This is a genomic window from Arthrobacter sp. SO3, assembly GCF_020532825.1.
Lineage (GTDB): Bacteria > Actinomycetota > Actinomycetes > Actinomycetales > Micrococcaceae > Arthrobacter.
In genome coordinates, this window is the sequence record NZ_MQTS01000001.1 from 16695 (window position 1) to 41993 (window position 25299).

Consider the following 25299-nt stretch of genomic DNA (forward strand, 5'->3'; position numbering starts at 1 on the left):
GCCGGCCCCCATGAAAAACCCGCCCACGCCGGGCACTCAACGACCCCAACGCCTTAGCCTCGATCCACCGGTCGGGTTGAGGTTGTAGCGGCGGTTTAAACGGAGAATGCCTGTCGGATCGGGAAAAACCGGGGCCGATTCTATCGATGACATGGCCTTGTTGCGGCACGGCGGGATGAAGAAACTATTCGCCGATGCATATGCCCCGTCGACTTGGGGATCGTTCCTGCGGGCGTTCACCTTCGGCCATGTCCGCCAGCTCGACGCCCTCGCCGCCCGGTGGCTGGTGAACGTCGCCGCCGTTGCCCCGATCGCCTCCGGTATCGATGATTACGTTTTGGTAGATATCGACGACACCATCAGGGAAGTCCACGGCTACCGGAAACAGGGGTCCGAAGCTCCGGCTCCCCGCGCAGGGCGGGGAAGTTCATCGGTGACATCCTTGCCACCGTGAAACGGCTGCGCGGCAAGGATGCCAGCGGGCTGGTGCTGCTGCGTGCCGACAGTGCGTTCTACGGCCACCCGGTCGTTGCCGCTGCCCACCGCGCAGGCGCGAAAGTGTCCATTACCGCCAGGATGGACCCGGCCGTCAAACGTGCCATCGCCACCATCAACGAGAAGGCCTGGACCACAATCCAATACACCGACGCGGTCCGCGATGAAACCACCGGAGCCTGGATTTCCTCGGCGGAAGTCGCCGAAACAGCCTTCACCGCCTTCGTGGGCCGAAAGAAGGCCGAACGCGTCCACGGACGCCTGGTCGTGCGCCGGATCCCGGAACTGAACGCCAAAGCAGGCGCAGGGCAACAGACCCTGTTCGACACCCACCGCTTCCACGCCTTCTTCACCACCAGCGCTCTGGCCACCGTCGCCGCAGACAAAACCCACCGCCAACGCGGCCTGGCTGGTCCTGGCGACCATCGCCTTCAACCTCTCGCGCGCCATCGGCACCCTCTCCGGCAACGACCTGGGCAAAGCACGCAGCGGCACCATCCGCCGAAAACTCATCACCGACCCCGCCAGGATCGCGACCTCGGCACGGAAGATCACCCTGCACCTGGCCGCTCACTGGCCCTGGGAAACCAGCTGGTCAAAGCGCTTCGAAGCCGCCTGCGGGCCACCACGGACCGCCGCCATCTGACCACCCAGCCGACTCGGCGCAACCAGGACCACGGAACACCACCGGCAGCAATGCCGGGAACCCCGTCATGCCCACCGACCGAACCCAGACCCAGATCAGAACGACCCCGCCCCATCAAACACAGCCGGTGGATCGAGGCTTAGGTGCCTCCAACACGGCCGGTTTCGCTACGTTGATCAGACGTTGGTCAGGCTGTCCCCTGGAGTGCTTCCGCTTTGCGATCCCAAAGCCTTCCCCGCATTGTGCGCCATGCGGTGGCCAAGATTCAAAACACGGAGAGACAAGTCCTCCGGCTGCAACTGCGCTGCCGCCAAGTCTCCAGCCGCCAGGACCCCTTCCTCCAAGCCGCCGGTGCGCGCGGTGGCGCCGGAACTTTCCGAAGCACCTGGGCCGTCCCCGACGCGATGCAGATCCGAAGACGCCGCTCCCGGGCTGCTTGGGAGAACAGCGGACCACAGCGCTTCCACCGTCGCGACGGCCACGGTGGCACCCGTGGGTCCCGAAACCAGCCAGCCGTCGCCGGTGGCGGCCACTTTCGGGGCCCCGGGCCACGACCGGCAGACGCCGTTGATCGTTTGGGCGACAACCAGGTGCTGCCGCATCGTCCGGACCGGCCCCAGTACAGGGTCGCTCACGACACTTCGTCCGCACGCACCGCACATGTGAGTGTCCCCTCCTCAAGGCATGACATCGCCGGAATTTGGCCCCAGCGTCTGACCGACATACAGGTTGCCTCCCGGATCACTGGCGAGAAGCAGCGCCGTGGGCGCGACCTCGGCCGGAAGACCGAAGCGCAGCAGCGGCAGTCCGGCACGCTTCGCCGCCTTCCAGTCCTCTGAAATGCTGTCAACCAGGGGCGTCTCGATGGGGCCCGGGGCGATGCTGTTGACCAGCACGTTGTCACCGGCCACTTCCAGGGCCAGAGCCTTGGTCAGTCCCACCACCCCGGCTTTGGCGGCGCTGTAGTGGCTGAGCCCGGTGCCGCCCTTGATGGCCAGCTGGGAGGCGATGTTGATAATGCGGCCCCACTTCTGCTGACGCATCTGTCCCACCACCTCCCGGCAACACAGGAAGACCCCCGTCAGGTCAACGGCAATCGTCTCGTCCCACATGGCCAGGGTCATGTCCTCCAGCGGTGATTCCGTCAGCATACCCGCGCTGTTCACGAGAATATCTATGCTCCCAAGCTCGGCGCGGGCGGCGTCGAAACCAGCCCTCACGCTCGCTTCGTCTGAGACGTCGACGGCGATGGTTCCCGCCGCGCCGGACCGGTCGAGAACCGCCACTCTGTCGCCGTTGGCGGTGAAGGCTTCGGCAATGGCCTTGCCTATGCCGCTGGCTCCGCCGGTGACCACAACAGCGCGGCCCTCCTCGTGACGGGAGGCGTCATGGTTGTTCATTCTTGTCCTTCCGGGGCGTTTTCAGGCGCGCATCTTGATGGTGAGGCCGCCGTCGACTATCAGGGATTGGCCCGTGACATAGATGGCGTCATCGGAGGTCAGGAAGCCGATCACGCTGGCGACTTCCTGGGGTCGTCCCACCCGGCCCCAGGGGATCTCCAGCCCGGCGCGTTTCAGCCCTTCGGGCCCTAGCGAGTTCACCGGGTCCAGGGATTGTGGCGTCTCGATGAGCCCGGGGATGACAGCGTTGGCGCGAATGCCGCGCGGTCCGAGCTCGGCGGCCACACTGCGGACCAACCCCAGGACGCCGGCTTTGGCGGCCGCGTAGTGGGCATGTTCCTCCCACCCGTAGACACCTCCGGCAATGGAGGACACGGCAACCATCGCTCCGCCGTCGGTCATTCTTGCGGACCCGGCACGCAGGGTCCGCAGCACGCCGGTGAGGTCGACGTCGAGCATGTCGTGCCACCGCTCATCGGTCATCTCGCCCAGCGGCGAGTTGCGGAGGATTCCCGCGTTTGCCACCGCGTAGTCCAGACGGCCATACTCTTCGACGGCGCGTTCGGCGAACGCATCGACGGACGGTGTGCTGCGGACATCCACTTCGTGGATAACCCCGCGGCCACCCGCGTCCTTCACCAGGCGGAGGGTCTCTTCCGGGTCGTGCGGGTCACCGGGAAAGGTGCCGATCACCGAATGCACGCCGCGGTGGGCGTAGTGGACCGCGAGGGCCCGTCCAATGCCACTGGCCGCTCCAGTGATCACAGCCACCCTTGTCTCCGTTGTCATACTTCGACCTCGTGCGGGTGGTCCTCGAGCAGTGCCTCTTCTGGCGGCTTGGCGGCGATCATCAGCAGGCCGGAGAACAGCGTGCCGGCCGCGCCGACCCACAGGGCCGCTGCGCCGGTTCCCGCGCTGGCTGCCGCCGCCGTGAACAGCGCGCCGCCAAGAATGGTGCCGGGCTGGCTCATGGCGCCAATGAAGGCGGTGCCGGTGGCACGGCAGCTGACGGGGTAGCACTCGGCCATGAAGTACTGGATTGCCGCGTACGGCCCGACCAGGAAGAACAGCCCCGCGCCGTAGGTGACGATAATCATGAAGGGGCTCGTGGCGATGGGGCTGAGCATGATCGAGAAGGAGATGCCGGACAGAATCCAGCCGCCGATGATGGTCCGCTTGCGGCCGATCTTGTCACCGAGCCATCCGTGGAAGACGTAGCCGAAGTAGGCCAGCAAGTTGATGACAATCAGCATCCAGAAGGCGTCCGAGAGTTCAACACCCTTGGCGTTCTTCAGGACGGAGCTGCCAAGGATGCTGAAGATCATGATGCCGAAGAAGTTGAAGATCCAGGCCAGCGAGAAGACGATCGTGTTCCGGCGCAGGTGCGGTTCCCAGATGCGCTTGAGCGGGGCCGCGGAAGAGTGTTCGACGCCGTAGGCGTGGGCCAGGGCATGAGCTTCGTCGGGCTGGCCGCTCTTCTCAAGTTCGGTCAGCTTGTGGTGCAGTTCGAACTGAGGGGTTTCCTTGAGCTTCTTGGCAATGACCCAAACGATGACCGCTGCCGGGACAGTGGCCATGAGGTACAAGGCTCGCCACCCGAGGGACGGGAGGAAGGCCAGGGCGAGTGCACTGGCGAGCAAGAAGCCGAGGGGCCAGCCGCCCTGGATGAAGGAGTAGTGGAAGCCGGGGCGCTTGCGCTTATCGGCGACTTCGGTGACCTGGTAGACCTCGTTCATGTAGGTCGCGTTGACTGCCTGCTCCGAGAATCCGAGTCCGCCGAAGGAACGGACCAGCACAAGCAGGCCGTTGCTGAGGAACGGGATTCCGGTGGGGATCAGGGCCGTCAGGCCGGAGACGACTGCGGTGCCACCGATGGTGGTCATCATGCCCTTGCGGCGGCCGAGCCGGTCGATGACGGGACCGATGCCGAAGCAGACGATCGCGGTACCGACGGCGATCCAGGTATTGATTGCGTAAGCTTCAGTCGCGCTCCAGCCAAACTCCTCCTGCATGGCCGGCAGGAGGGTGCCGAAAAGTCCGTAGTCGAACACGGCTACGGTCCAGGCCAGCAGGGCCAACACGGTGGCGGTGGTCGTATGGCGCTTGGAGAAGACCGGGAACCGGCGCTTCTCGTTGGGTGCGGGTTTCGTCAGGTCGACGGCGGGCTGCTGGATGGTCATTATTGGTTTTCCTTTCGGGGGCTGCGTGCGAGGAAGGAGTCCGCGATCTGGTCGAACGTGAGCCAGCTGACGCCCTCGTGAGAATTGATGTGTTCGATGAGGCGTTCAAGCATGAGCAGGACCTGGGGGCGGCCCGAGACATCCGGGTGGATGGTCATGGTGAAGACGGCCTGGTCCATCTCCCTGTACACCCAGTCGAACTGGTCGCGCCACATCTGTTCGATGTCCCGGGGGCTGACGAAGCCGTGGGAGTTCGGGGCGGCCTTGATGAACATCATGGGAGGAAGATCGTCCAGATACCAGTTGGCCGGGATCTCGACGAGGTCGGTCTCCTTGCCACGGACGAGCGGCTCCATCCAGGTCTCCGCGGCCTTGGTGTAATCGATCTTCTTCCAGCTGTCACCGACCCGCACGTAGTAGGGCTCGAAATCGCGGTGCATCAGGGAGTGGTCGTACTTGATCCCGCGTTCCAGGAGGATCTCGTTGGTGACCGGGGAAAATTCCCACCATGGTGCGACGTACCCTGTGGGGCGACGGCCGGACACCTTTTCGATGAGTTCGATCGACCGGTCCAGGATGGCCGTCTCCTGATCGCGGGTCATGGCGATGGGGTTTTCATGCGAGTATCCGTGGACGCCGATTTCGTGTCCCGCGTCCACAATCATCCGGGTCAGGTCCGGGAAAGTCTCGATGGAGTGGCCGGGCACGAACCACGTGGCTGGCAGGCCGTACTTCTCGAAGAGACGGATAAGACGCGGGCCGCCGACCTCGCCGCTGAACAGGCCGCGGGAGATATCGCACGGGGAATCCTCGCCCCCGTAGGAGCCGAGCATTCCGGCTACGGCGTCCACGTCTACGCCGAACGCGACTTGGATGTCCTTAGTCATGAGTTCAACCTTTCATTGCGTTTTTGCTGGGTTATCTTGAGGGGTTTTGGTTTCGGGGTGGTCCGGGGCCGCGCCCCGGAGGGTGAAGGTTTCCGCGATGCGGGCCGCGGGTGTGCCGAGCCGGAGCAGCAGGCTGAGGAGGACCAACGACTGGGATGGCCTGAGCAGCCCCGAAGAGATGGCACCCGCCGCCCGCAGGTCGTCACCGCCGCCGTCGCCATACAGGGGCACGACGGCGCCGGCCTCCACCCGGGTGCTCGTCACCACCACGACGCCGGCCGCGGTCGCCTGCGCGACCTCCCGGCATATCTCGCGGTTGGCGTTGCCCGATCCCGTTCCCTGGAGCACAATCCCCGCCGCCCCGGCCTGAAGGGAACCTCGAAAGAGGGCGGCATCCGCCCCCGGATAAGCCGCGACGAGGTCCACGCGCGGCGAACCGGCCCCGCTGCTAGGTAATGGAAACGGGGCAATTGCGGGCCGTGCTGGCTTCATACTGACCTCGCCCGATTCGCTCACCGATCCAGCCGTTCCGATATCCGGGTTAGCGAAGGCATCAAGCCTCGTTGTGTGGCACTTCCGCACTCCAGCCGCAGGGAAGATGGTCCCGGCAAACACCAGCAGCACACCCTTCCCCCGGGACTCCGGGGAACCGGCGACTGCGATCGCACGGGCCAGATTGCTGGGACCGTCGGGGGCCCTGGAATCGGCAGCCTGCTGCGCTCCGGTGAAGACGACCGGGCGGGGATCATCATGGGTGAGATCCGCCAGATACGCCGTCTCCTCCATCGTGTCCGTGCCGTGGGTGACTACGACACCCAGAACCTGCGGGTCGGTGAAGGCCTCGCGGATCCTGGCGCAGATAGCGATCATGTCGTCGACGGTAAGCAGGTACGAACCCTTCCGGAAGACGTCGACTACACGGACCGGATGGGGCGCTGGCACGCCCAAGCTGGCGAACACCTGTTCCCCCGTGTCCGACGCCACCGCGGCCCCTCCGGCCCCGGAGCCGCGGGAGGAAATCGTTCCTCCCGTGGCGAGTAGCACCACATGGGTGCTGCCCGAATCTGTGACGGTCATTTTCGCTCCGTTGGTCCTGCATCTGCTCCCAGATGCTTACCCAATCGATTGGGTTGTTGGATAAAAGTATCTTCGCGATGTTTTCCCCAGATGCCGCACGGTGTTTCGGCGGCGTAAACACTTCGCCGCTTGCCGGCGCATGCCCACCTACCCAATCGATTGGGTTAGGGGGGTAAAATGACTATAGAATGTGAGCTGAGACACGTCAAGGGTTCTAGGGCCAGATATCCGCACCTTATCGGGCAGTCTTGACGATGACGTCTTCTTGAGCTGCAGCAGGGGAACTAATGAAGGAAATCACGGCCGATGGCCGCACAGTCACGCTGAAGGACCTTGCCAATGAGCTCGGCATCCACCCGTCGACCGTGTCCAGGATCCTGCACTCGGGCTCCGACGTGGCGCGGGGGGCCGCCTCCGTGGCGACGGCCGAACGGGTGCGCGATCTGGCGCGGAAGCGGGGCTACTCCCCCAACCCACAGGCCGCCGGCCTGCGGACGCGGCGGACCCGGCTCATGGGCGTGATCGTTCCCCGGCTTTCGGATCTTGTCCTCGCCATCATGTACGAGGGCATTGAGGAGGCCGCGGCTGAGCTCGGTTACTCCACATTTGTCATGAACTCCCGGGATGACCCGGAGGAACAACGTCGAAAGACGGACACCATGCTGGCCCGCCGGGTGGACGGGCTGATCATCGGAGACGCACATCTGGACGGCAGCCAGCTGCGGGAGCTGACCGCCCGCAAGGTTCCTTTTGTGCTCGTGAATCGCCGTGTTCCCGGCTACCCGTCGGCCACCTGTGACGATGTCCTCGGCGGCCAGCTCGTGGCCGACCACCTGTGGAGCAAGGGTCACAGGAACGTCGCCGTGATCGCAGGTGAGCCCTACGCCAGCACGGCCGTTGACCGGACAGCCGGTTTCGTGGACCGGTGGCAGTCGCTGGGCGGCAAAATTCCCCGGGAAGCTGTGGTGTGGTCCCGGTTCGACACGGCCGGAGGACGGGAAGCAGCCGAGACGATACTGACTGGCCGCAACCCTTATCCCACAGCCCTGTTCGCAGTCAACGACTTTGCGGCAATCGGCGCCATGGGAGCACTTCGCTCCCATGGCCTTACCGTTGGCGAGGACGTGTCGGTGGTTGGCTTCAATGACACCTCACTGGCCGCGGAGCTTCCCATTCCACTTTCCTCGGTCCGCTCGCCCATGCTGGATATCGGGCGGACGGCGGTGCAACTCCTGAAGCGGCTGTTGGACGGCGAAATCGTCGAGCCGGTCAGGCTGGAACCGACCCTCTGCGTGCGGGAAAGCAGCGCCTGAGGCAACACAGGATGACAGGCAGGGTCCTCCAGGCCCACGAGCGAGCGCGAGATCACGGCGGGGTATCCTCAGTGCGATGCCGCGACGATTCCCAATGCGAGCATGCAAGTGGCACGGACTTCGCCGTCGGACAAATCCAGTTTGAGAAGCTCCCCGATTTTCCGCAGCCTGTAGCTGAGCGTATTTCGGTGGATAAAGAGCTCGTCGCAGATCTTCGCGGAATTCCCGCTGTGGCGCAGGTAAGCGTCGAACGTCTCCCGCAAAGCACTGCCGCCGTCGGAGGCCAACGGGGCCAACAGCCGCTCGCACATTGCCACCAGGCCCGGACTGGGCAGCCCCTGAACAATCCCGGCGATATCGACCAGCGGCGCCTGGTGCACGCCGGGCCGCCCAAGGTGACGGCGGGCAAGCTGCAGCGCCAGCGGCAATTCACTGAGGCTGAGGGATTCGGAGACCACGACGGACAGTTCCGTGGCGTCCGTAAAAAACGCCCGCGTGGCATCCAGCAGATCGGCACCTCCGTGCCTGTGCTGCAACAGGAGAGTCGTGAGCCCGGCTTCCTCCATGAACCTCACCGTGCTGAACGTGGCCTGCAGCCCCACGCGTGCGCGCCAGGCGATGGCACGCAGCTTAGCCGGGGCTACTTCTTCCGAGCTGCCGATCAGCACCGCGACCCAATCGCCGTCTGGATCAAATCCGGATTCGAGGGCGTAGCGGCGCAACGGCGCCGACGGCTCACCGCGGTCCTCATACAGGGCCTCCACAAAGCGTGAGGCCTCCCGGGAATGCAGGGGCGAATGCGAGCCCAGGGTGTAGCTCAGCTGCATCGCGATGACTGCAGCCACAGGGCCAAGAATGGGCTGCAGCACGATGTCGCTCCCGATTCCCTCGATGGCAAGCCGGAATTGCTCTGATTCGCCGCTGGGCAGGCGCAGCGCGGTCCGCGTGGGCCCGCCGTGGGCCGCGCCCGCGGAAACAAGCTCGAACGCATTGTGGTCGATCACGGCCACCCTCGCGTTGACGGCGTCCGCCACCCGCTCTAGAACCTCAAAGAGGGAATGCCCGTCGGCCGCCAACCGGGTGCATTCATCTGCCAACTCCCAGCCCTTTCGCAACTCCTCATAGCGCTCGGCGGCGATGGCCTGCTCCACATGCCGCATGATCAGAACGAAGGGCACCTCAGGAGGGAGTTCCAGCAGGGGCACGCCGTGCGCCTCGCAGGCCTGGATAAGGCCGGCCGGCAACTCGCTGTGCGCGGCGCCCAGCCCGAATGCCAGCCCGGAGATCGGCACGGCCGCCAGCCGTTCTACGTACGCGTCCCAGATCCTGAAGTCCTTGACGTTCAGGCCCATGCCGTTGGTCAGCACAAGGGCATTCACGCTGAGGAAGGGCGTGGGGTCCATATGTTCCGTCGGGGCGCACCAGGTGATGGGTCGAGCCAGGCGGCCCTCGCCGCCCGCAACGCGCAGGCGGATATTGAGTTCGGCGTCGTCCGCCAGATCTGAGATACGCAAGGAGGCCTCCAAGGATGGCGGGAGTCACCCGCCGCACAGTGCAATAAGCATAATTCAAGCCGCTAGATTCAGCGACCTGCACAATATCGGCAACTCTAAATGCTGAGTAGCGTTGCACTCATGCAAACCACTGTGACCCCAGACACTCCAAGTCGTGTGCTCTTGAACTCCGATATGGGTGAAGGCCTCGGTCTTCACGAGTTCGGGCACGATGATGAACTTATGCGGATCATCGACGTCGCCAACGTCGCCTGCGGCTATCACGCCGGCGATCCGGACGTCATGAACCGGACCGTGGCTCTGGCCGCTGAGCATGGCGTGGCAGTGGGAGCCCACCCCGGCCTGCCTGACCTCGTGGGATTCGGACGCCGTCGAATGGTGCTGACCCCGGCTGAGGTCGAATCGATCATCCTCTTCCAGACCGGAGCCCTGACGGCATTTCTCGGCAAGCACGGGCTTGAACTGAACCACATCAAACCCCACGGCGCCCTCTACGGCATGCTGGCCGACGATGAGGAACTGATGCAGGCCGCTGCCAGAACTGCCGCGCAGTTTGGCGTCCCTTTCTACGGACTCGCGGGAACCGCCCACGAAACCGTGTGCCGGGCCATGGGGGTGGAGTTCGTGCCGGAACTCTATGTTGATCTCAATTACGGCTCGGCCGGCGGGCTGCTGATCCAGCGCCGGCCGGCTCCCACCGACCCCGACGCCGCCGCCGAGCGCGTCAGCCGGGCCTTGGCCGGCCAGCCGGTCCTTGCTGTTGACGGCACCGAATTGGACATCCCGTTCCGAAGCATCTGCGTCCACTCCGACGCACCCAACTCTGTTGCTGTAGCCACCGCCGTACGCGCGGTCTTGGGCTGAACCGATCTATCCAACCATCTGAAAGCGAGCAACCCGTGGCAACCATCGTTTCCCCGCTCCCCGGCATCTTTTACCGCAAGCCCGGCCCGGGCAAGCCGCCTTTCGCCAATGAAGGCGACACCATCGAGGTCGGACAGACCCTGGGCATTATCGAAATCATGAAGCAGTTCACCGAAATCCAGTCTGATGTGGCCGGAACCCTGGAGTCGTTCGAAGTCAACGAGGGCGACATGGTCAACCCGGGCGATGCAATCGTCGTCGTCCGCGAAGGATAACCATGAAGAAACTACTGATCGCCAACCGCGGCGAGATCGCCGTGCGGATTGCCAGGACCGCCCGTGAAATGGGTATCGAGACGCTCCTGGTGGCCAGCGAACCCGACGCCGAATCCTTGGCCGCTCTTTCCGCTGACAACGTCGTCGTCGTGGGTCCGGCTCCTGCCCCCGCCAGTTACTTGAACCAGGACGCCATCATCGCCGCGGCTTTGGACAACGGCTGCGATGCTGTCCACCCGGGCTACGGGTTCCTCTCCGAGAACGCTGTATTCGCACGGAAGGTCGCCGATGCGGGCCTGATCTGGGTGGGGCCGAACGCGGATGCCATCGAGATGATGGGCAACAAGTCCATGGCAAGGGAATCCGCCCGGAAGGCGGGAGTCCCAGTACTGCGCGGTTCAGACGGCCCCCTGGAGCCCGCGGCCGACGCCGTTGACGTGGCCCGCGGGATCGGCTATCCGCTGGTGGTCAAAGCCTCCGCTGGCGGCGGCGGCCGGGGCATCCGCTTTGTGCAAAGCGAAGACGAGCTCTTAGCGACGATCGAGATGGCGCGCGGCGAAGCGGCATCCGTCTTCGGCGATCCGACGGTCTATCTTGAACGATTTGTCCAGCATGCCCGGCACGTGGAGGTACAGGTCCTCGGCGATGGAAAGAGCTTCATCCATCTCGGCGACCGCGACTGCTCCATGCAGCGGCGTTCCCAGAAAGTCATGGAGGAAGCCCCGGCACCTGACCTCCCGGACGGCGTCCGCCAGACGATCCGGGAATCCTCCGTTGAGCTCGCCCGCGAATGCGGCTACAGCGGCGCCGGAACGGTCGAATTTCTCTATGACCCGGTCAACCAGGAGGCCGCGTTCATTGAGATGAACACACGCATTCAGGTTGAGCACCCGATCACCGAGCAAATCACGGGGATCGACCTCATCCGCGAACAGCTGCTGATCGCCTTCACCGGAGCGATGTCCTTCAGCCAGGATGACGTGAAGTTCAGCGGCCACGCTATAGAGTGCCGCATCAATGCGGAAGACCCGGACAACAACTTCTTCCCCAGCCCGGGCCTCATCACGGCGATGCAATGGCCCTCTGGCGTCGGCATCAGGGTGGACACGGGTGTCGAGGCCGGCTCCACTGTCAGTCCGTACTACGACTCCATGCTTGCCAAGCTGATTGTCCATGCTGACACCCGCGAATCCGCCATTGAGGCCATGCTGGCTGCGCTGGACGAGACCCGGATCGAAGGGGTCAAAACCACCATCCCGGTGCACAAGAGGCTGCTGGGCCGGCCTGAATTCGCAGCCGTCAGCCACCACTCGAAGTTCATTGAAACCGTCGCCGATCTGATGGGGGCAAAATGAGTAGCCCGGAACCCGCCGTGTTGGAGGCCCGCTACACCTGGGGAGGAGACGAATTCCTGTTCGTCGAGGTCTCGGAATCGATGAGCCTGGCCGCCAACTTTAAGGTCATGTCCATTGCCGCGAAGCTTTCAGCCATGGAGCTGCCGGGCATCGTGGACGTCTGTCCAGCCAACGCCTCACTGCTCGTGAGGTTCGATCCCGACGTCCTGCCGCCGTCGACCCTGGAAGAAACCGTCCGGACGGTTGAAGGGGACCTGACGCACCATCAGGATCAGGCTCTGGAAACCCGGATCGTCGAAGTACCGGTCTGGTACGACGATCCGTTTACGAAAGAGGTGGCGGAGCGATTCCGCGAAGGTTTCCATCAGGAGCCCGGCGGCACCGACATAGACTACGCAGCCAAGGTCAACAACCTCAAGGATGCCGCGGAATTCATCCAGCGCCACCACGAGCAGCCGTGGCTTGTATCCATGGTCGGATTTGTCGCAGGACTCCCGTTCCTCTTCCAACTGGTTGAACGGGAAAAGCAACTGGAAGTGCCCAAGTATTTGAGCCCCCGCACCGATACCCCCAAGCTGACCGTGGGCCATGGCGGCTGCTTCGGCTGCATCTACTCCGTCCGGGGTGCGGGCGGTTACCAGATGTTCGGAGTCGCTGCCGCGCCGATCTTCGACCCCACACAGTCCCTGGCCGACTTCAAGGACTTCATGGTGTTCTTCAAACCCGGTGACATCGTGAAGTTCAAACCGGTCAACGAGGCCGAATATGACGGCATCCAGGCCGAAATCACGGCGGGCACCTTCCGCTACCGGCAGGTGCCCGTGACCTTCGATCTGTCCAAAGCGCTGGCGAATCCCGAAGGCTACAACCAGGAACTCATGGAGGCCCTCAATGGCGTTTGACATCAAGAACCCCGGACTGGCCACCACGGTCCAGGACCAAGGACGCAGAGGCCACTACAACGTGGGTATCCCGCAGAGCGGGTCCATGGACCAGTACTCTGCAGAACTCGGCAATGTACTGGTCGGCAACACGGCCCAGGAAGCCGTTCTTGAATGCACCTATCTGGGCCCGGTACTGACCACCGATACGGATGCCGTCATCGCCGTCACCGGTGCCCCGGTTGAGGTCAGGATCAACGGCGAAGCCCGGCCGCAGTGGACCCGGCTGCAGCTGAACGCCGGCGACGAGCTCAGCTTCGGGGTCATCAGGGGCGGCACGCGTTACTACATTGCGGTTCAGGGCGGCATCGATGTTCCCGAGGTGCTTGGCAGCCGGTCCACCTACAGCCTTGGCGCAATCGGCGGATTCCACGGCCGCAAGCTGGAAGCGGGCGATCAGGTTCCCGTCGGGAGTCCGCTCAACGGCGGAGCCCTGCCTGACGCTGATACGGTGCCGGAGGAATTCCGTCCCGTGTTCGAGAAGGAACAAGCTGTCAGAATTGTCCTTGGCCTGTACGACCACCGCCTCACCGACGAAGGACTGGACAACCTTCTGAACGGCGAGTGGAAGGTGACGCCGGTGGCCGACCGGATGGGATTGCGGTACTCCGGCCCCGGCGTGAGCTGGAAAGAACGCGAACAGCCTTTCGGGGCAGGTTCCGATCCGTCCAACATTGTGGATGCCGGCTACGCCGTCGGGTCCATCCAGATTCCGGGCGGAACGCAACCCATCATCCTGCACCGCGATGCCGTCTCCGGTGGCGGGTACGCCATGGTGGGCACCGTCATCAGCGCCGACATGGATTTGGTGGCCCGCGCCGCTCCCGGCACATCCACCAGGTTCATCGCAGTCAGCCTGGAGGAGGCCCTTGTGGCGCGCAAGGAACTTGCTGAACGCAAGAAGAACGCGCGGGCTGCCCTCGGCGCGCACAGCTGAGGAGCAGCAAGGTGATGGCAGCGGCCGGCTAGCGGCAGGCACTCCACTCTCTCGGAAGCCCTTGGCAATCAGGGTCAACAACGCGGCTCCGGGTCCTGCTCGGCGCTGGTTGCGGGCCGGTCGGGCCTCGTGGCCGTGTGCGCACGCGCCGCCCGAGGTTGAAGGACGGCCGACGTCATCCGGTAGGCGCGTTTGCCCTCAAGAGGCCGGGGGTCCACCCAGACCTCATAGCCCTCTGCAGCTTCAATCAGCACGCGGTTTCTGGACCCGTCGCCGGCAATCCAGAGCGCCGATGAATCCGGCATGACGTCGTCGACGAGTCCTTCGCGGACGATCCTGCCGTCCTTCCGGACCTCCACGAGGGCCCCCATGAGGTGCTGCCAGGCGTCATGGCGGTAGAAGCTCATGAGCGCTCCCTCCCTTCAGCGGTGACTGCGGGGCGTATCCGGCTCACCGGGCGATGATGACGTCGAGCTTCCGGGGGCCGTGAACTCCCTCGACGCGTTCGAGTTCGATGTCGCTGGTGGCGCTCGGGCCGCTGATCATGGTGAGCGGCCGGGTGCCGTCGATCCGCCGCAGTGCCTCGGGCAGGATGCCGGCGATGTCGGCGGCCTTCACGACGCAGATGTGGTGGTCCGGGACGAGGCTGATGGCGCGGCGGCCCTGGTTGGGGCTGCCGTCCAGGATGATGGTCCCGGTTTCGGCGACGGCGACGGCGCTGCCGGTTACGACGGCGTCAATGCCGTCGAGCTCTGCGACACTCAGCGGCGCGGCGGTCGAATCCAGGCGGCGCCGGCTGTCACCGGACCCCTGGTCGAGTCCGGTGAGCCAGCCGGCGTCGATCCCAGTGGGCACAACGTAGCTGTGCGCGCCGGCGAGGAGTTCCGCGATCCGTGCGGGCACCCCGGCCGCGTCCACCACGGATACCTGTGCCTTGTAGTCGACGAGGCGGTCCACCAGCAGCTCGATCAGCGCCGACTCGTCCAGCGGGGATGTTTGCCGGTATTGGCGCGGGATCTGCGGCGCCTCGGGGTTGTCCTTCAGTGCGGTGCGGATCCGGCCGAGGATTTCTTCACGGGCGCTCATGGCTGGTCTTTCTTCTCGTGGGACGGCTCGGGGGCGCTGGACGTGTCCGGTTTCCGGTGCTCCTTGGCCCACCAGCTGCGGAAGGATTCCTGCGGGGGCGCCGGAATGTCCCGGCTTTGTGTCCAGCCGGCGGCGATGCCGGGCAGTTTGGTGATCTTCTGATCGGGGCCTGCAACCAGGCGTCCCAGCGGGAGCCCCTTTTCGATCAGCCCCAGCCGCTTGCCGGAGGACAGTGCCCAGGAGGCGGCCTTCATCCCGGCGTCCATCTGGCTGGGCAGTTTCTTCTTCCCCCGTTTGCTGTCCACATCCACGCTGCGCAGGTGCACCAGGATGTCGGGGATGTTGATCTTTACCGGGCAGGCGTCGTAGCAGGCCCCGCAAAGGGAGGACGCGTAGGGCAGCGAATTGTTCTCTTCTGCCTGGATGCCGGTCATCAACGGTGAGAGGATCGCGCCGATCGGTCCGGGATAGGTGGAGCCGTAGGCGTGGCCGCCGGTGCGCTCGTAGACGGGGCAGACGTTCATGCAGGCGCTGCAGCGGATGCAGTGCAGCGCGGAACGTCCCATTTCGTCGGCCAGCGCGGCGCTGCGGCCGTTGTCGAGCAGCACCAGATGCATGTTCTGCGGCCCGTCGCCTTCGGTGACGCCGGTCCAGAGCGAGGTGTAGGGGTTCATCCGTTCCCCGGTGGAGGAGCGGGGCAGCAGCTGCATGAACACTTCGAGGTCCTGCCAGGTCGGCAGGAGCTTCTCCACGCCCATCACAGTGATCAGGGTCTCCGGCAGCGTCAGGCACATGCGGCCATTGCCCTCGGATTCGACGACGGCGAGGGTGCCGGAGTCGGCGAGGGCGAAGTTGGCGCCGGAGACGGCGACTTTGGCGGAGAGGAACTTGCGCCGGAGGTGCGCGCGGGCGGCCATGGCCAGCACGGCCGGGTCGTCGGTGAGCTGGGGATCGGCCCCCGGCATTTCGCGCAGGAAGATGTCGCGGATTTCGGTGCGGTTCTTGTGGATCGCCGGGACCAGGATGTGGCTGGGCTTGTCGTGGTCGAGCTGGACGATGAGTTCGGCGAGGTCGGTTTCGAAGGCCGTGATGCCCTGCTCTTCGAGATACTCGTTGAGCCCGATCTCCTGGGTCGCCATGGACTTGACCTTGACGACTTCGGTTTCCCCGGTGTCGCGGACCAGTCCCGCGACGATGGCGTTGGCTTCGTCGGCATCGCGGGCCCAGTGGATGACTCCGCCGCGGGCCGTGAAGTTCTCTTCGAACTGTTCGAGGAGTTCGGGAAGCCGTGCCATCACGGATTCCTTGATCGCGCTGCCGGCGTCCCGCAATTGTTCCCAGTCCGGCAGCTCGGCAACCATCTTCAGCCGCTTGTCGCGGATGGTGTGGGTGGCGTGTCCGAGGTTTGCGCGCAGCTGGGCGTTGCCAAGCTCGCGGTGCGCCGCCGTCGGAAACGATTCGGAGGCGAACAGGTTGCCCGTGCCGTAGACGGGCAGGGAGGGCATGCCCAGGAAGGTGCTCATCGGGCTGCCTTTCCGGTGGATACGCGGACTTCGCCGGTGACGGACGCCGGTTCCTCCGCGGTGCTGGCGAGGATTTCGGCGAGGTGCAGGGTGGTGACGGCGCTGCCCTGGCGGGACAGGCCGCCGCCGATGTGCATCAGGCACGAGGCGTCCCCGCCGGTGCACAATGTGGCGCCGGTTGCCGCGATATTGGCCGTCTTGTCCTCGAGCATGGCCGAGGAGACGTCGGCGTTCTTCATGGAGAAGGTGCCGCCGAAGCCGCAGCACTGGTCTGCCTCCGGCAGATCCGCCAGGTCGATTCCCTTGACGCTGCGCAGCAGCTGGGCCTGGCGGTCCCCCAGCCGGAGCAGGCGCATGCCGTGGCAGCTCGGGTGGTACGTGACGCGGTGCGGGAAGAACGAGCCGAGCTGCGCGGCGGCGTCGGTGACGCCGAGCACGTCGACCAGGAGTTCGGAGAGCTCGTAAGTTTTGGCGCCGACGGCGGTGGCCCGGGCCTCCAGGGCCTTGTCCCCGCAGGAGCGGGCCACCGTCGGGTGCTGGTGCTTGACGGAGGCAACACAGGAGCCCGAGGGCGCGACGGCGACGTCGTAGTCGTCGGTGTCGAAGGCCGCGACATGGTTGGCGACGACGGGGACCGCTTCTTGGAGGTAGCCGCTGTTGACGTGCATCTGCCCGCAGCACGCCTGGCCGGACGGGAACACGACCTCGTGCCCCAGCCGCTCCAGAATCTTCACGGCGGCACGGGCCGTGGCCGGATACATCGCGTCCACGATGCACGTGGCGAACAAGGCAATTCTCATGACAGCCCTTTCGAGGAGCCTAGGAACGTGTGGTCAGACCATAGTACAGCACGTGATCCCCGCCACTTTCAACCCCAAGGAACGGACGTGAACCCGCTCACATTCGCGGTGGGATGTGCGCTACACTCTCTTGGTCCGACCACAGTGGTCTGACCATAGACCAGCCGTCTCTCAACGTGGAGGAACTCCGTGGACCACTTCACCCCCAGCACCGACCCGGTGCTTAACAGCGTGGCCTGGTCGGCCATCGTGGCCCTGCTGCCGCTGCTTACCTTTTTCATCCTGCTCGCCGTCGTCAAGACCAGGGCGCACGTGGCAGGGGCCTTCGCGCTGCTGGCTGCCCTCGTGGTCGGCATTGTTGCCTTCCACATGCCGCCGGGCCTGGCGATCCTCTCCGCAACGCAGGGAGGGGTCTTTGGCGCGTTCCCCGTGCTGTGGATCGTCATCATGGCCGTCTGGCTCTACCAGGTCACAGTGCTCAGCGGACGCTTCGAAGACCTCCGCCGCGTGTTCGACGTAATCGGCGGCGGCGACGTGCGCCTGCAGGCGCTGCTGATCGCGTTCTGCTTCGGCGGCCTGCTCGAGGCGCTGGCCGGGTTCGGCGCACCGGTCGCCATCACCGCCACCATGCTCCTCGCCCTGGGACTGCCGCCACTGCGCGCCGCCGCCGCCGTACTGGTGGCAAACACCGCCCCGGTGGCGTTCGGCGCAATGGCCATCCCGATCACCACCGCCGCCGGCCTCACCGGACTGCACGCCACGGACATTGCCTCCATCGTGGGCCGCCAGGCACCGCTGCTGGCGACGTTCGTGCCGCTGATCCTGCTCTTCATCCTCGACGGCCGCAGGGGCCTGAAGGACTGCTGGCCCGCCGCGCTCGTCGTCGGTTTCTCCTTCGCCATCGCACAGTTCCTGTGCTCCAACTACTTCTCCTATGAGCTCACCGACATCATTGCCTCCCTCACTGGCCTGGGCGTGGCAGTGCTGTTCTTCCGCGTCTGGACACCGAAGGGCAGCATCGCTGCACGCGAGCGTCTCGGCGTAGCTTCCGCCGCCGCAGCGCAGAACGCGGCCCCCACGCCCGCCGGAGGCTCACGCAGGGCAGCGGCCGTGGCCGTCACGGAAAGGCCCGCCGGCGGTTTGACGCCGACGCGCACGTGGCTCGCCCTGTTCCCCTACTTCCTCGTGATCGTCGTCTTCGGCATCGCGAAGCTGTGGAAACTGGGCGTCGATGTCCCGGCGCTCCTCGCCTCGACCGACGTCAAAATCCCCTGGTCCATCCTGCACGACGCCCTGGTTGACGCCGCGGGCAAACCCGTTTCCTCCACCATCTATTCCTTCCAGTGGCTCTCCACCCCCGGCACACTGCTGCTGATCACCGGACTGATCGTCGCCTTTGTGTATTCGAAGTACGACGACGGCGGCCGCTTCCGCGTCACGGTCGGCGACGCCGTGATGGAAATCGGGCGCACCATTTTCCGCATGCGCTGGGCAGGTCTGACCATCATTACCGTCCTCGCCCTGGCCTACGTGATGAACTTTTCCGGACAGACGGTCTCAATCGGCACCTGGCTGGCCGGCACCGGCACCTTCTTCGCATTCCTCTCCCCCGTCCTGGGCTGGATCGGCACCGCCGTCACCGGCTCGGACACCTCCGCCAACGCGCTGTTCGCCAAGCTTCAGCAGACCGCCGGGCTGAAGGCCGGAATCGACCCGAACCTTCTGGTGGCCGGAAACACCTCCGGCGGCGTGGTTGGCAAGCTCATCAGCCCGCAGAACCTCGCGATCGCAGCGTCCGCAGTAAACCTTGAAGGCCAGGAGTCGGTGATCCTGCGTAAAGTAGTCGGGTGGAGCGTGGCTCTGCTGCTGGTGCTCTGCACCCTGTCCTACCTGCAGTCCACCCCCGTCCTAAGCTGGATGCTGCCTTAGCCTCCGGCCCTCCCGCAACGGGGAGTGCGGGCGGGTCTCCCGCCCGCATTCCCCCGCCCCGAAGGAAACACCCGTGACCACCGCTGAAGCAGGAGCAACCCCCCGCCGTCGAACCCATGACGCACTCCTGAAGGACATCGAAGCGGACCTGCGCTCGGGCAAGATCAAGGTCGGGGACCGGCTTCCAGGTGAACGCACACTGGCGGAGACGTACGGAATTTCCCGGGCGTCCGTGCGGGAGGCCATCCGGGTCCTTGACGCCATGGGCGTGCTGCGCAGTTCGGTCGGATCCGGCCCCACGTCCGGGGCGATTGTAATTTCCGACCCGTCCGCGGGATTGTCATCTGCCCTGCGGCTGCATGTGGCCAGCAGCCGCCTTCCGGTCGCGGACATCGTCCAGACCCGCATCCTGCTCGAGACCTGGACGGCCCGGGCCGGTGCGGACCGGACCGGCGGAGATGAGGACCTGGAGCAGGCAGCCCGGTTGCTGCAGGCCATGGACGACCCGGAAATGGACCGCGACACCTTCCACGAACTCGATGCGCGGTTCCACGTGGCGCTGAGCTCACTCGCCGGCAACGCTGTGGTGGCCACCATGATGGAATCCCTCAGCGGCTCCATCGTCGGCTACGTCAAGGGGGCGATGGATGCGATGGACGCGTGGCCGGAGGTTCTGTCCGTGCTGCGGACCCAGCACCACGGCATCTTCGATGCCGTCCAGGCCCACGACGGGGAGCTGGCCGCCCGCCTTCTGCGCGAGCACATTGAGTGGTTCTACCGGCAGGCGCAGGAAGCGACAGCCGCCCAGGCCTCGCCCTGAAACAGGCCTGAGAAAACCGGGCCCCGGCCGAAGCACTTACTTGCCGAGAAACGTCCGATAACTGCTCAAAGACCCGGTCCCCGCTCCTGCCCATGCCGCCGGAGGACTTGTAGCTGGCGTCCAACCTTGGCCACATGGCCCAGCGGCGAGCCGGGAATCTGTCTAGACTGGCGCGATGAGGTCGAAGTGGGGGATCTTTCGCTCTGCCGTGGTGTTTATGGTTGCTGGCATCCAATGCCTGGCTGTTTACCGTCCGCGGCCCATTGCCGCACGAAGTGACAACCCGGGTGCTCGCCAACGACGGAAACCTGCTCGCCCAGCAGCAATCCCGGCTGGAATGGACGAGGGTCGGCGGCTCGGAGGAATGCGGCGGGCCCCTGACAACACAGCCCATCACCCTCCAGCTCTCCGGCCGGCCGCAGTGACCGCGCGCACCCACCGACGAAAGGATCACCCATGACCTTCTTCCAGGATTTCCCGGTGCCCCCCACCCCTCCGCGCGGACGGGCAGTGAAGTACGTGCCGCCGGTCTGGGCCGGCGCCCCGGAGTACGAGCTCCCGGCCGTCGTACACATCGGCCAGTTCCTGCACCTGAGCCCGACCATGGTGGTGGCCGTCAAGAGCGCGGCGGTGTTTTCCACGGGTTGTACGTTCGATGTGTCCTGGACCATCCGTCGGGGCGAACGGACCGACGAGGAGTGGGCGGACCTCAACGAAGTGTTTTTCCGGCCCGGACCCGGCCCCCGCAGGGGCTCCGGCGCGGGTTCGATGCTCCTGTTCGGCGCGGCTTTCCCGGACGGTTCAAGGTCCAGCACCGGCGCCCACCCCCACGGGTTCTTCGAGGGCACGGAGGAGCCCCCTTCGCCGGTCCTCCTGCTGAGAAACGGCGGCGGGAGCGGCGGCGACGATGGGTTCTCCGGCTCGGGAACACTCTGGCTCTGGCCGCTGCCGCCGGCGGGGGAACTCCGCCTGGTGGCGCAGTGGAAGGACTTCGGCCTGGAGGAGTGCTCCATTGTCCTTGACGGCGCCCAACTCCGGGACGCCGCCTCCGGCGTGCAGAAATTCTGGTGAGGGGCGTGTCGGGCCAATGAGCGGGGTCGCGGGATCACCGGGGCTTTCCCGACGCAGCCTGCTGGGGCTCGGAGCCGGGGCCGTGGCAGCCGCGTCGGTCGCGGGATGCACCGGCGCGACCTCCTCCGGCCACGCACCACCCGTCGCCATGCGCACCGGCAACTTCACCTCACGGTTCCGGCCGCAGGAACCGACAGGCTGGTCCATCGCCGTGCCGGAATCCGCTGGCGGGGCCTCGCCCGGCCCCCTGCCCGTGGCGCTCTTCCTGCATGGCACGGACGCGGACCACCGCATGGTTTTCGAGGATCTGGATGCGGCTCAGGTCTTGGCACAGCACATATCGCGCGGAGGGACGCCTTTCGCGATCGCTGCCGTTGACGGAGGCGAAACCTGGTGGCACCGCCGCGCGTCAGGCACAGATACACAGTCCATGCTGGTCGACGAGTTCCTCCCCCTGCTGGCCGGCCAGGGAGTCGACACCGGCAGGGTCGCCGTTTTCGGGTTGTCGATGGGCGGGTTCGGCGCGCTGCTCCTCGCCGCGCAGCACCGCCTTCCCGGTCTCCGCGCCGTGGCCGCGATGAGCCCGGCAGTCTGGAGCCAGTACGACGCCGGCCGGTCCGATAACTTTGACAGCGCCGCGGACTTCGCGGCCAACGACGTCTTTGCCCTGCGCCCGGAGCTGGAGTCACTGCCGAAAAGAATCGACTGCGGCACAGCCGACAACCTGCTCTTCAGCGTGCAGGACTACGTGAAGGACCTTCCAGGTGAACACGAGGGAGGCTTCCATCCGGGCGGCCACGACGGCGGGTACTGGCGCTCCATCCTCCCGGACGTCGTAGGGTTCCTGGGCCGGACCCTGGCGTGATGCAATCGCCGGGTGCCCCGGTCAGCTGCCGACGTAGGCCGCCAGGTGCTCCCCGGTGAGGGTGGAGCGGCCCGCGACGAGGTCCGCGGGGGAACCCTCGAAAACGATCCGGCCGCCGTCGTGGCCGGCGCCGGGGCCGAGGTCGATGATCCAGTCGGCGTGCGCCATGACGGCTTGGTGGTGCTCGATGACGACGACTGACTTGCCGGCGTCGACGAGCCGGTCGAGCAGGCCCAGCAGGTTCCGGACATCGGCAAGGTGCAGGCCGGTGGTGGGTTCGTCGAGGACGTAGACGTCACCCTTCTCTGCCATCTGGGTGGCAAGCTTGACGCGCTGACGTTCGCCGCCGGACAGTGTGGTGAGCGGCTGGCCGAGGGTGAGGTAGCCGAGCCCGACGTCCACGAGCCGGTCAAGGATCTTGTGCGCCGCCGGCGTGCGCGCCTCCCCGTCGCCAAAGAATCCCTCGGCTTCGGTCATCGACATTGCCAGCACTTCGGAGATGTTGCGGCCTGCCAGCTTGTATTCCAGGACTGACGCCAGGAACCTCCTGCCCTCGCAGTCCTCGCACGTCGACTCGACGGTGGCCATTACTCCGAGTTCGGTGAAGATGACGCCCGCGCCGTTGCATGTGGGGCAGGCGCCTTCTGAGTTGGAGCTGAACAGCGCCGGCTTCACGCCGTTCGCCTTGGCAAACGCCTTTCGGATCGGCTCGAGAAGGCCCGTGTACGTCGCAGGGTTGCTGCGTCGCGAGCCCTTGATGGCGCCCTGGTCGATCAGCACAACACCGTCGCGGCCGGCCACCGAGCCCTGGATCAGCGAGCTCTTGCCGGACCCGGCCACGCCCGTGAGCACGCAAAGCACGCCGAGCGGGATGTCGACGTCGACGTCCCGGAGGTTGTTTGTCGACGCGCCGCGCACCTCGAGCGCGCCCGACGGCGTCCGCACCGTCTCCTTGACCGTGGCCCGGTCGTCGAAGTGGCGGCCGGTGATGGTGTCACTGACCCGCAGGTCCTCCACGCTTCCTTCGAAGCAGACGTTGCCGCCCTCGGTGCCTGCGCCGGGACCGAGGTCAACGACGTGGTCGGCGATGACGATGGTCTCCGGCTTGTGCTCGACGACGAGCACCGTGTTGCCCTTGTCCCGCAGCTGCAGCAGCAGCTGGTTCATCCGCTCGATGTCGTGCGGGTGCAGGCCGATCGTCGGCTCGTCGAAGACGTAGGTGACGTCCGTCAGGGATGAGCCAAGGTGCCGGATCATCTTGGTCCGCTGCGCCTCTCCCCCGGACAGGGTGCCCGCCGGCCGGTCCAGCGAGAGGTAGCCCAGCCCGATTTCGGCGAACGACTCGAGCAGGTGCCGCAGGCCTTTGAGGAGCGGCGCGACGGATGGCTCGTCCAGGTCCCGGACCCAGATGGCCAGGTCGCTGATCTGCATCTGGCACAATTCGGCGATGTTCTTGCCCTGGATTTTCGAGGATCGGGCTTCCGGGCTGAGCCGCGTGCCGTTGCACTCGGGGCAGGCTTGAAACGTGATGGCGCGGTCGACGAAGGCCCGGATGTGGGGCTGCATAGCGTCGACATCCTTGGAGAGCATGGATTTCTGGATCTTCGGGATCAAGCCCTCATAGGTGAGATTGATGCCCTCGACCTTGATCTTGGTCGGCTCCTTGTAGAGCAGATCGTTCATTTCCTTTTTGGTGTACTTGGCGATCGGCTTGTCCATGTCGAAGCCGGCGCCGCTGAAGATGCGGCCGTACCAGCCGTCCATGCTGTAGCCGGGAATCGTCAGGGCACCCTCGCTGAGGGACTTGCTGTCGTCGTAGAGCGCTGTGAGGTCGAAGTCGGAGACCGAGCCCATGCCCTCGCACCGCGGACACATGCCGCCCAGGTAGACGGCGTTTTGGACGACGCTTTTCTCCACCCGGCCGCTCTTCTCGGTACTCATCACCCCGCTCGCTTTCCGCGTCGGGACGTTGAAGGAGAACGCCGTGGGGGGTCCCACATGCGGGGAGCCCAGCCGGCTGAAGAGGATCCGAAGCATGGCGTTGGCGTCGGTGGCCGTGCCCACGGTGGAGCGGGGGTTCGCGCCCATCCGCTCCTGGTCGACGATGATCGCCGTCGTCAGCCCCTCCAGGAAGTCGACGTCGGGCCTTGCCAGATTGGGCATGAAGCCCTGCACAAAGGCGCTGTAGGTTTCGTTGATCATCCGCTGCGATTCCGCGGCGATGGTGGCGAACACGAGGGAGCTCTTCCCCGAGCCGGAGACACCGGTGAACACCGTCAGCCGGCGCTTCGGGATCTCGAGGCTGACGCCCTTGAGGTTGTTCTCGCGCGCGCCCACCACCCGGATCAGATCGTGCGTGTCGGCAACGGGCACGGAGCCGGGTACGGAGCCGTCTGTGCTGGTACTGGCTGCGATCGCCGGGGTGATGCCCATGACGGTCATGCTAGCAGCGGATCAGGCGGCGCAGGCGGCCTTGCGAGGTCCTTATGAGCGCCTATTTCAACAGTGCAACATCGGAGACCAGGACAATGTGCTCCAGCATTGCGGCCGCTGCGCCCGGGGCATCCTTGGCCCTGATCGCATCGGCGATCTTGCGGTGCGAAGCCAGCGACTCCTCCGGCCGGCCGGGCTGCCCCAGTGATTCCAGACGCGTTTCCAGGATCATTCCGGCGATGAAGGTCATCAGCTGGGCCAGCACGCCCGAATGCGCGGCGGCGGTCACGGCCTGGTGAAACAGCTCGTCGCCCCGGGCACCCCGGGCGCCTGAGGCAACTTCCTCGGCCATGGCATCGAGTGCGTGGTCGATCGCCTTCATGTCGCCCCCGGTGCGCCGGGCCGCGGCGAGCTCGGCCAGCTTGACCTCGAGCGTGCTTCGCGCCTCGACGATCTCGGGCAGCCGGCTGCGGTGCTCGCGGAGGCCTTTGATCACGGACGGAACATTGGGGCGGTAGACCAGGACTGCACCTGTGCCGTGCTGGACGTCGATGACTCCGAGCACCTCCAGCGCCACGAGGGCCTGGGCAAGTGTGGCCCGCGAAACACCCAACCGCTCCGCAAGCTCCCGTTCAGCCGGCAGCGTGTCCCCCGGGCCCAGTTCGGCGGCCTCGATGAAGTCCATGATCTGTTCCACAAGTTGTTCGTACAGCCGGGGCCGCGAAACGCGGGAAATCTTGTCCGTTGCTGCCTGCTTTGCCATGCGCCCCCTTCCGGTGAGGTCCTCGGATCTAAGACTACCGAAGAACTATTGACAAAGACACCTAGTGTCTAGGAGGCTAGGCCACTAAGCCAGTCCCCTTAAAACCCATCAGTTCCCTTACAACT

The 25299-nt window shown here is 65.4% G+C and carries 23 protein-coding genes and 1 pseudogene; 12 read left to right on the forward strand and 12 right to left on the reverse strand.

From position 1 onward, the window contains the following. Positions 1-130: 130 nt before the first annotated feature. A pseudogene (locus tag BJQ90_RS00080) lies at positions 131-1141 on the forward strand (transposase); the annotation flags it as partial. 677 nt (positions 1142-1818) lie between these two features. Here BJQ90_RS00080 and BJQ90_RS00085 read toward each other — a convergent pair. From BJQ90_RS00085 to BJQ90_RS00105, 5 genes are read right to left on the reverse strand one after another with little or no spacing between them, the layout of a single operon-like run. Beyond that, entirely contained in the window at positions 1819-2541 is a 723-nt protein-coding gene (locus BJQ90_RS00085) for an SDR family NAD(P)-dependent oxidoreductase (protein ID WP_226758280.1), read from the reverse strand. Positions 2542-2562: 21 nt separating this feature from the next. Beyond that, the gene (locus BJQ90_RS00090; RefSeq protein ID WP_226758281.1) at positions 2563-3330 is read right to left on the reverse strand and encodes an SDR family NAD(P)-dependent oxidoreductase; all 768 of its coding nucleotides are present in this window, start codon (positions 3328-3330) and stop codon (positions 2563-2565) included. Further along, on the reverse strand, positions 3327-4721 hold the full coding sequence (locus BJQ90_RS00095; RefSeq protein WP_226758282.1) for an MFS transporter: 1395 nt from the start codon (positions 4719-4721) through the stop codon (positions 3327-3329). Before BJQ90_RS00095 ends, BJQ90_RS00090 begins: the two co-directional genes overlap by 4 nt. Further along, positions 4721-5608, reverse strand: coding sequence for a polysaccharide deacetylase family protein (locus BJQ90_RS00100; RefSeq protein ID WP_069949753.1), 888 nt, complete (start codon positions 5606-5608; stop codon positions 4721-4723). The genes BJQ90_RS00095 and BJQ90_RS00100 overlap by 1 nt, the downstream gene beginning before the upstream one ends. A 12-nt stretch (positions 5609-5620) precedes the next feature. Continuing rightward, positions 5621-6685 (reverse strand): asparaginase, encoded by a 1065-nt coding sequence (locus BJQ90_RS00105; RefSeq protein ID WP_226758283.1) that lies wholly within the window; start codon positions 6683-6685, stop codon positions 5621-5623. 287 nt (positions 6686-6972) lie between these two features. Between BJQ90_RS00105 and BJQ90_RS00110 the strand changes: the two genes are divergently transcribed. Then, positions 6973-7998 carry a LacI family DNA-binding transcriptional regulator gene (locus tag BJQ90_RS00110; protein WP_226758284.1) on the forward strand — a complete coding sequence of 342 codons (1026 nt, stop codon included), beginning with the start codon at positions 6973-6975 and terminating at the stop codon, positions 7996-7998. A 68-nt stretch (positions 7999-8066) separates the two neighbouring features. Here BJQ90_RS00110 and BJQ90_RS00115 read toward each other — a convergent pair whose 3' ends face one another. Continuing rightward, positions 8067-9512: a PucR family transcriptional regulator gene (locus BJQ90_RS00115; RefSeq protein WP_226758285.1), complete on the reverse strand. Its 1446-nt coding sequence runs from the start codon at positions 9510-9512 to the stop codon at positions 8067-8069. 120 nt (positions 9513-9632) lie between these two features. Between BJQ90_RS00115 and pxpA the strand changes: the two genes are divergently transcribed. The 5 genes from pxpA to BJQ90_RS00140 are packed head-to-tail and all read left to right on the forward strand — an operon-like array spanning position 9633 to position 13884. Beyond that, positions 9633-10376, forward strand: coding sequence for a 5-oxoprolinase subunit PxpA (pxpA, locus tag BJQ90_RS00120; protein ID WP_226758286.1), 744 nt, complete (start codon positions 9633-9635; stop codon positions 10374-10376). Between the two features lie 35 nt (positions 10377-10411). Next, positions 10412-10651 carry an acetyl-CoA carboxylase gene (locus BJQ90_RS00125; RefSeq protein ID WP_185262745.1) on the forward strand — a complete coding sequence of 80 codons (240 nt, stop codon included), beginning with the start codon at positions 10412-10414 and terminating at the stop codon, positions 10649-10651. Positions 10652-10653: 2 nt separating this feature from the next. Beyond that, positions 10654-12006 carry an acetyl/propionyl/methylcrotonyl-CoA carboxylase subunit alpha gene (locus tag BJQ90_RS00130; RefSeq protein WP_226758287.1) on the forward strand — a complete coding sequence of 451 codons (1353 nt, stop codon included), beginning with the start codon at positions 10654-10656 and terminating at the stop codon, positions 12004-12006. After that, the gene (locus BJQ90_RS00135) at positions 12003-12908 is read left to right on the forward strand and encodes a 5-oxoprolinase subunit B family protein (RefSeq protein ID WP_226758288.1); all 906 of its coding nucleotides are present in this window, start codon (positions 12003-12005) and stop codon (positions 12906-12908) included. The genes BJQ90_RS00130 and BJQ90_RS00135 overlap by 4 nt, the downstream gene beginning before the upstream one ends. After that, a complete protein-coding gene (locus BJQ90_RS00140; RefSeq protein ID WP_226758289.1) occupies positions 12898-13884 on the forward strand; it encodes a biotin-dependent carboxyltransferase family protein in 987 nt (328 codons plus the stop codon). The genes BJQ90_RS00135 and BJQ90_RS00140 overlap by 11 nt, the downstream gene beginning before the upstream one ends. A gap of 74 nt (positions 13885-13958) precedes the next feature. On the opposite strand, the gene BJQ90_RS00145 is transcribed toward BJQ90_RS00140, so the two are convergent. From BJQ90_RS00145 to BJQ90_RS00160, 4 genes are read right to left on the reverse strand one after another with little or no spacing between them, the layout of a single operon-like run. Then, on the reverse strand, positions 13959-14291 hold the full coding sequence (locus BJQ90_RS00145; protein ID WP_226758290.1) for a hypothetical protein: 333 nt from the start codon (positions 14289-14291) through the stop codon (positions 13959-13961). A gap of 43 nt (positions 14292-14334) precedes the next feature. Further along, entirely contained in the window at positions 14335-14970 is a 636-nt protein-coding gene (locus BJQ90_RS00150; protein WP_226758291.1) for a LutC/YkgG family protein, read from the reverse strand. Continuing rightward, positions 14967-16493, reverse strand: coding sequence for a LutB/LldF family L-lactate oxidation iron-sulfur protein (locus BJQ90_RS00155; protein WP_226758292.1), 1527 nt, complete (start codon positions 16491-16493; stop codon positions 14967-14969). The genes BJQ90_RS00150 and BJQ90_RS00155 overlap by 4 nt, the downstream gene beginning before the upstream one ends. After that, positions 16490-17293 carry a (Fe-S)-binding protein gene (locus tag BJQ90_RS00160; protein WP_226758293.1) on the reverse strand — a complete coding sequence of 268 codons (804 nt, stop codon included), beginning with the start codon at positions 17291-17293 and terminating at the stop codon, positions 16490-16492. The genes BJQ90_RS00155 and BJQ90_RS00160 overlap by 4 nt, the downstream gene beginning before the upstream one ends. Before the next feature lie 189 nt (positions 17294-17482). Between BJQ90_RS00160 and BJQ90_RS00165 the strand changes: the two genes are divergently transcribed. The 5 genes from BJQ90_RS00165 (at position 17483) to BJQ90_RS00185 (ending at position 21978) form a co-directional block, all read left to right on the forward strand. Continuing rightward, complete coding sequence (locus BJQ90_RS00165) at positions 17483-19222, forward strand: L-lactate permease (protein ID WP_226758294.1); 1740 nt, start codon at positions 17483-17485, stop codon at positions 19220-19222. 73 nt (positions 19223-19295) lie between these two features. Continuing rightward, positions 19296-20042, forward strand: coding sequence for a FadR/GntR family transcriptional regulator (locus tag BJQ90_RS00170; protein WP_226758295.1), 747 nt, complete (start codon positions 19296-19298; stop codon positions 20040-20042). A gap of 221 nt (positions 20043-20263) precedes the next feature. Further along, positions 20264-20467 carry a hypothetical protein gene (locus BJQ90_RS00175; protein WP_226758296.1) on the forward strand — a complete coding sequence of 68 codons (204 nt, stop codon included), beginning with the start codon at positions 20264-20266 and terminating at the stop codon, positions 20465-20467. Positions 20468-20498: 31 nt separating this feature from the next. Next, positions 20499-21113, forward strand: coding sequence for a hypothetical protein (locus BJQ90_RS00180; RefSeq protein ID WP_226758297.1), 615 nt, complete (start codon positions 20499-20501; stop codon positions 21111-21113). 82 nt (positions 21114-21195) lie between these two features. Next, entirely contained in the window at positions 21196-21978 is a 783-nt protein-coding gene (locus BJQ90_RS00185; RefSeq protein ID WP_226758298.1) for an alpha/beta hydrolase, read from the forward strand. A 21-nt stretch (positions 21979-21999) separates the two neighbouring features. Here the strand turns inward: BJQ90_RS00185 and BJQ90_RS00190 are convergent, their stop codons facing one another. Both BJQ90_RS00190 and BJQ90_RS00195 read right to left on the reverse strand, forming a co-directional pair. Next, positions 22000-24411, reverse strand: a complete 2412-nt coding sequence (locus BJQ90_RS00190) for an ATP-binding cassette domain-containing protein (RefSeq protein ID WP_226758299.1) — start codon at positions 24409-24411, stop codon at positions 22000-22002. A 61-nt stretch (positions 24412-24472) separates the two neighbouring features. Beyond that, positions 24473-25174, reverse strand: coding sequence for a FadR/GntR family transcriptional regulator (locus tag BJQ90_RS00195; RefSeq protein ID WP_226758300.1), 702 nt, complete (start codon positions 25172-25174; stop codon positions 24473-24475). Positions 25175-25299: the final 125 nt, after the last annotated feature.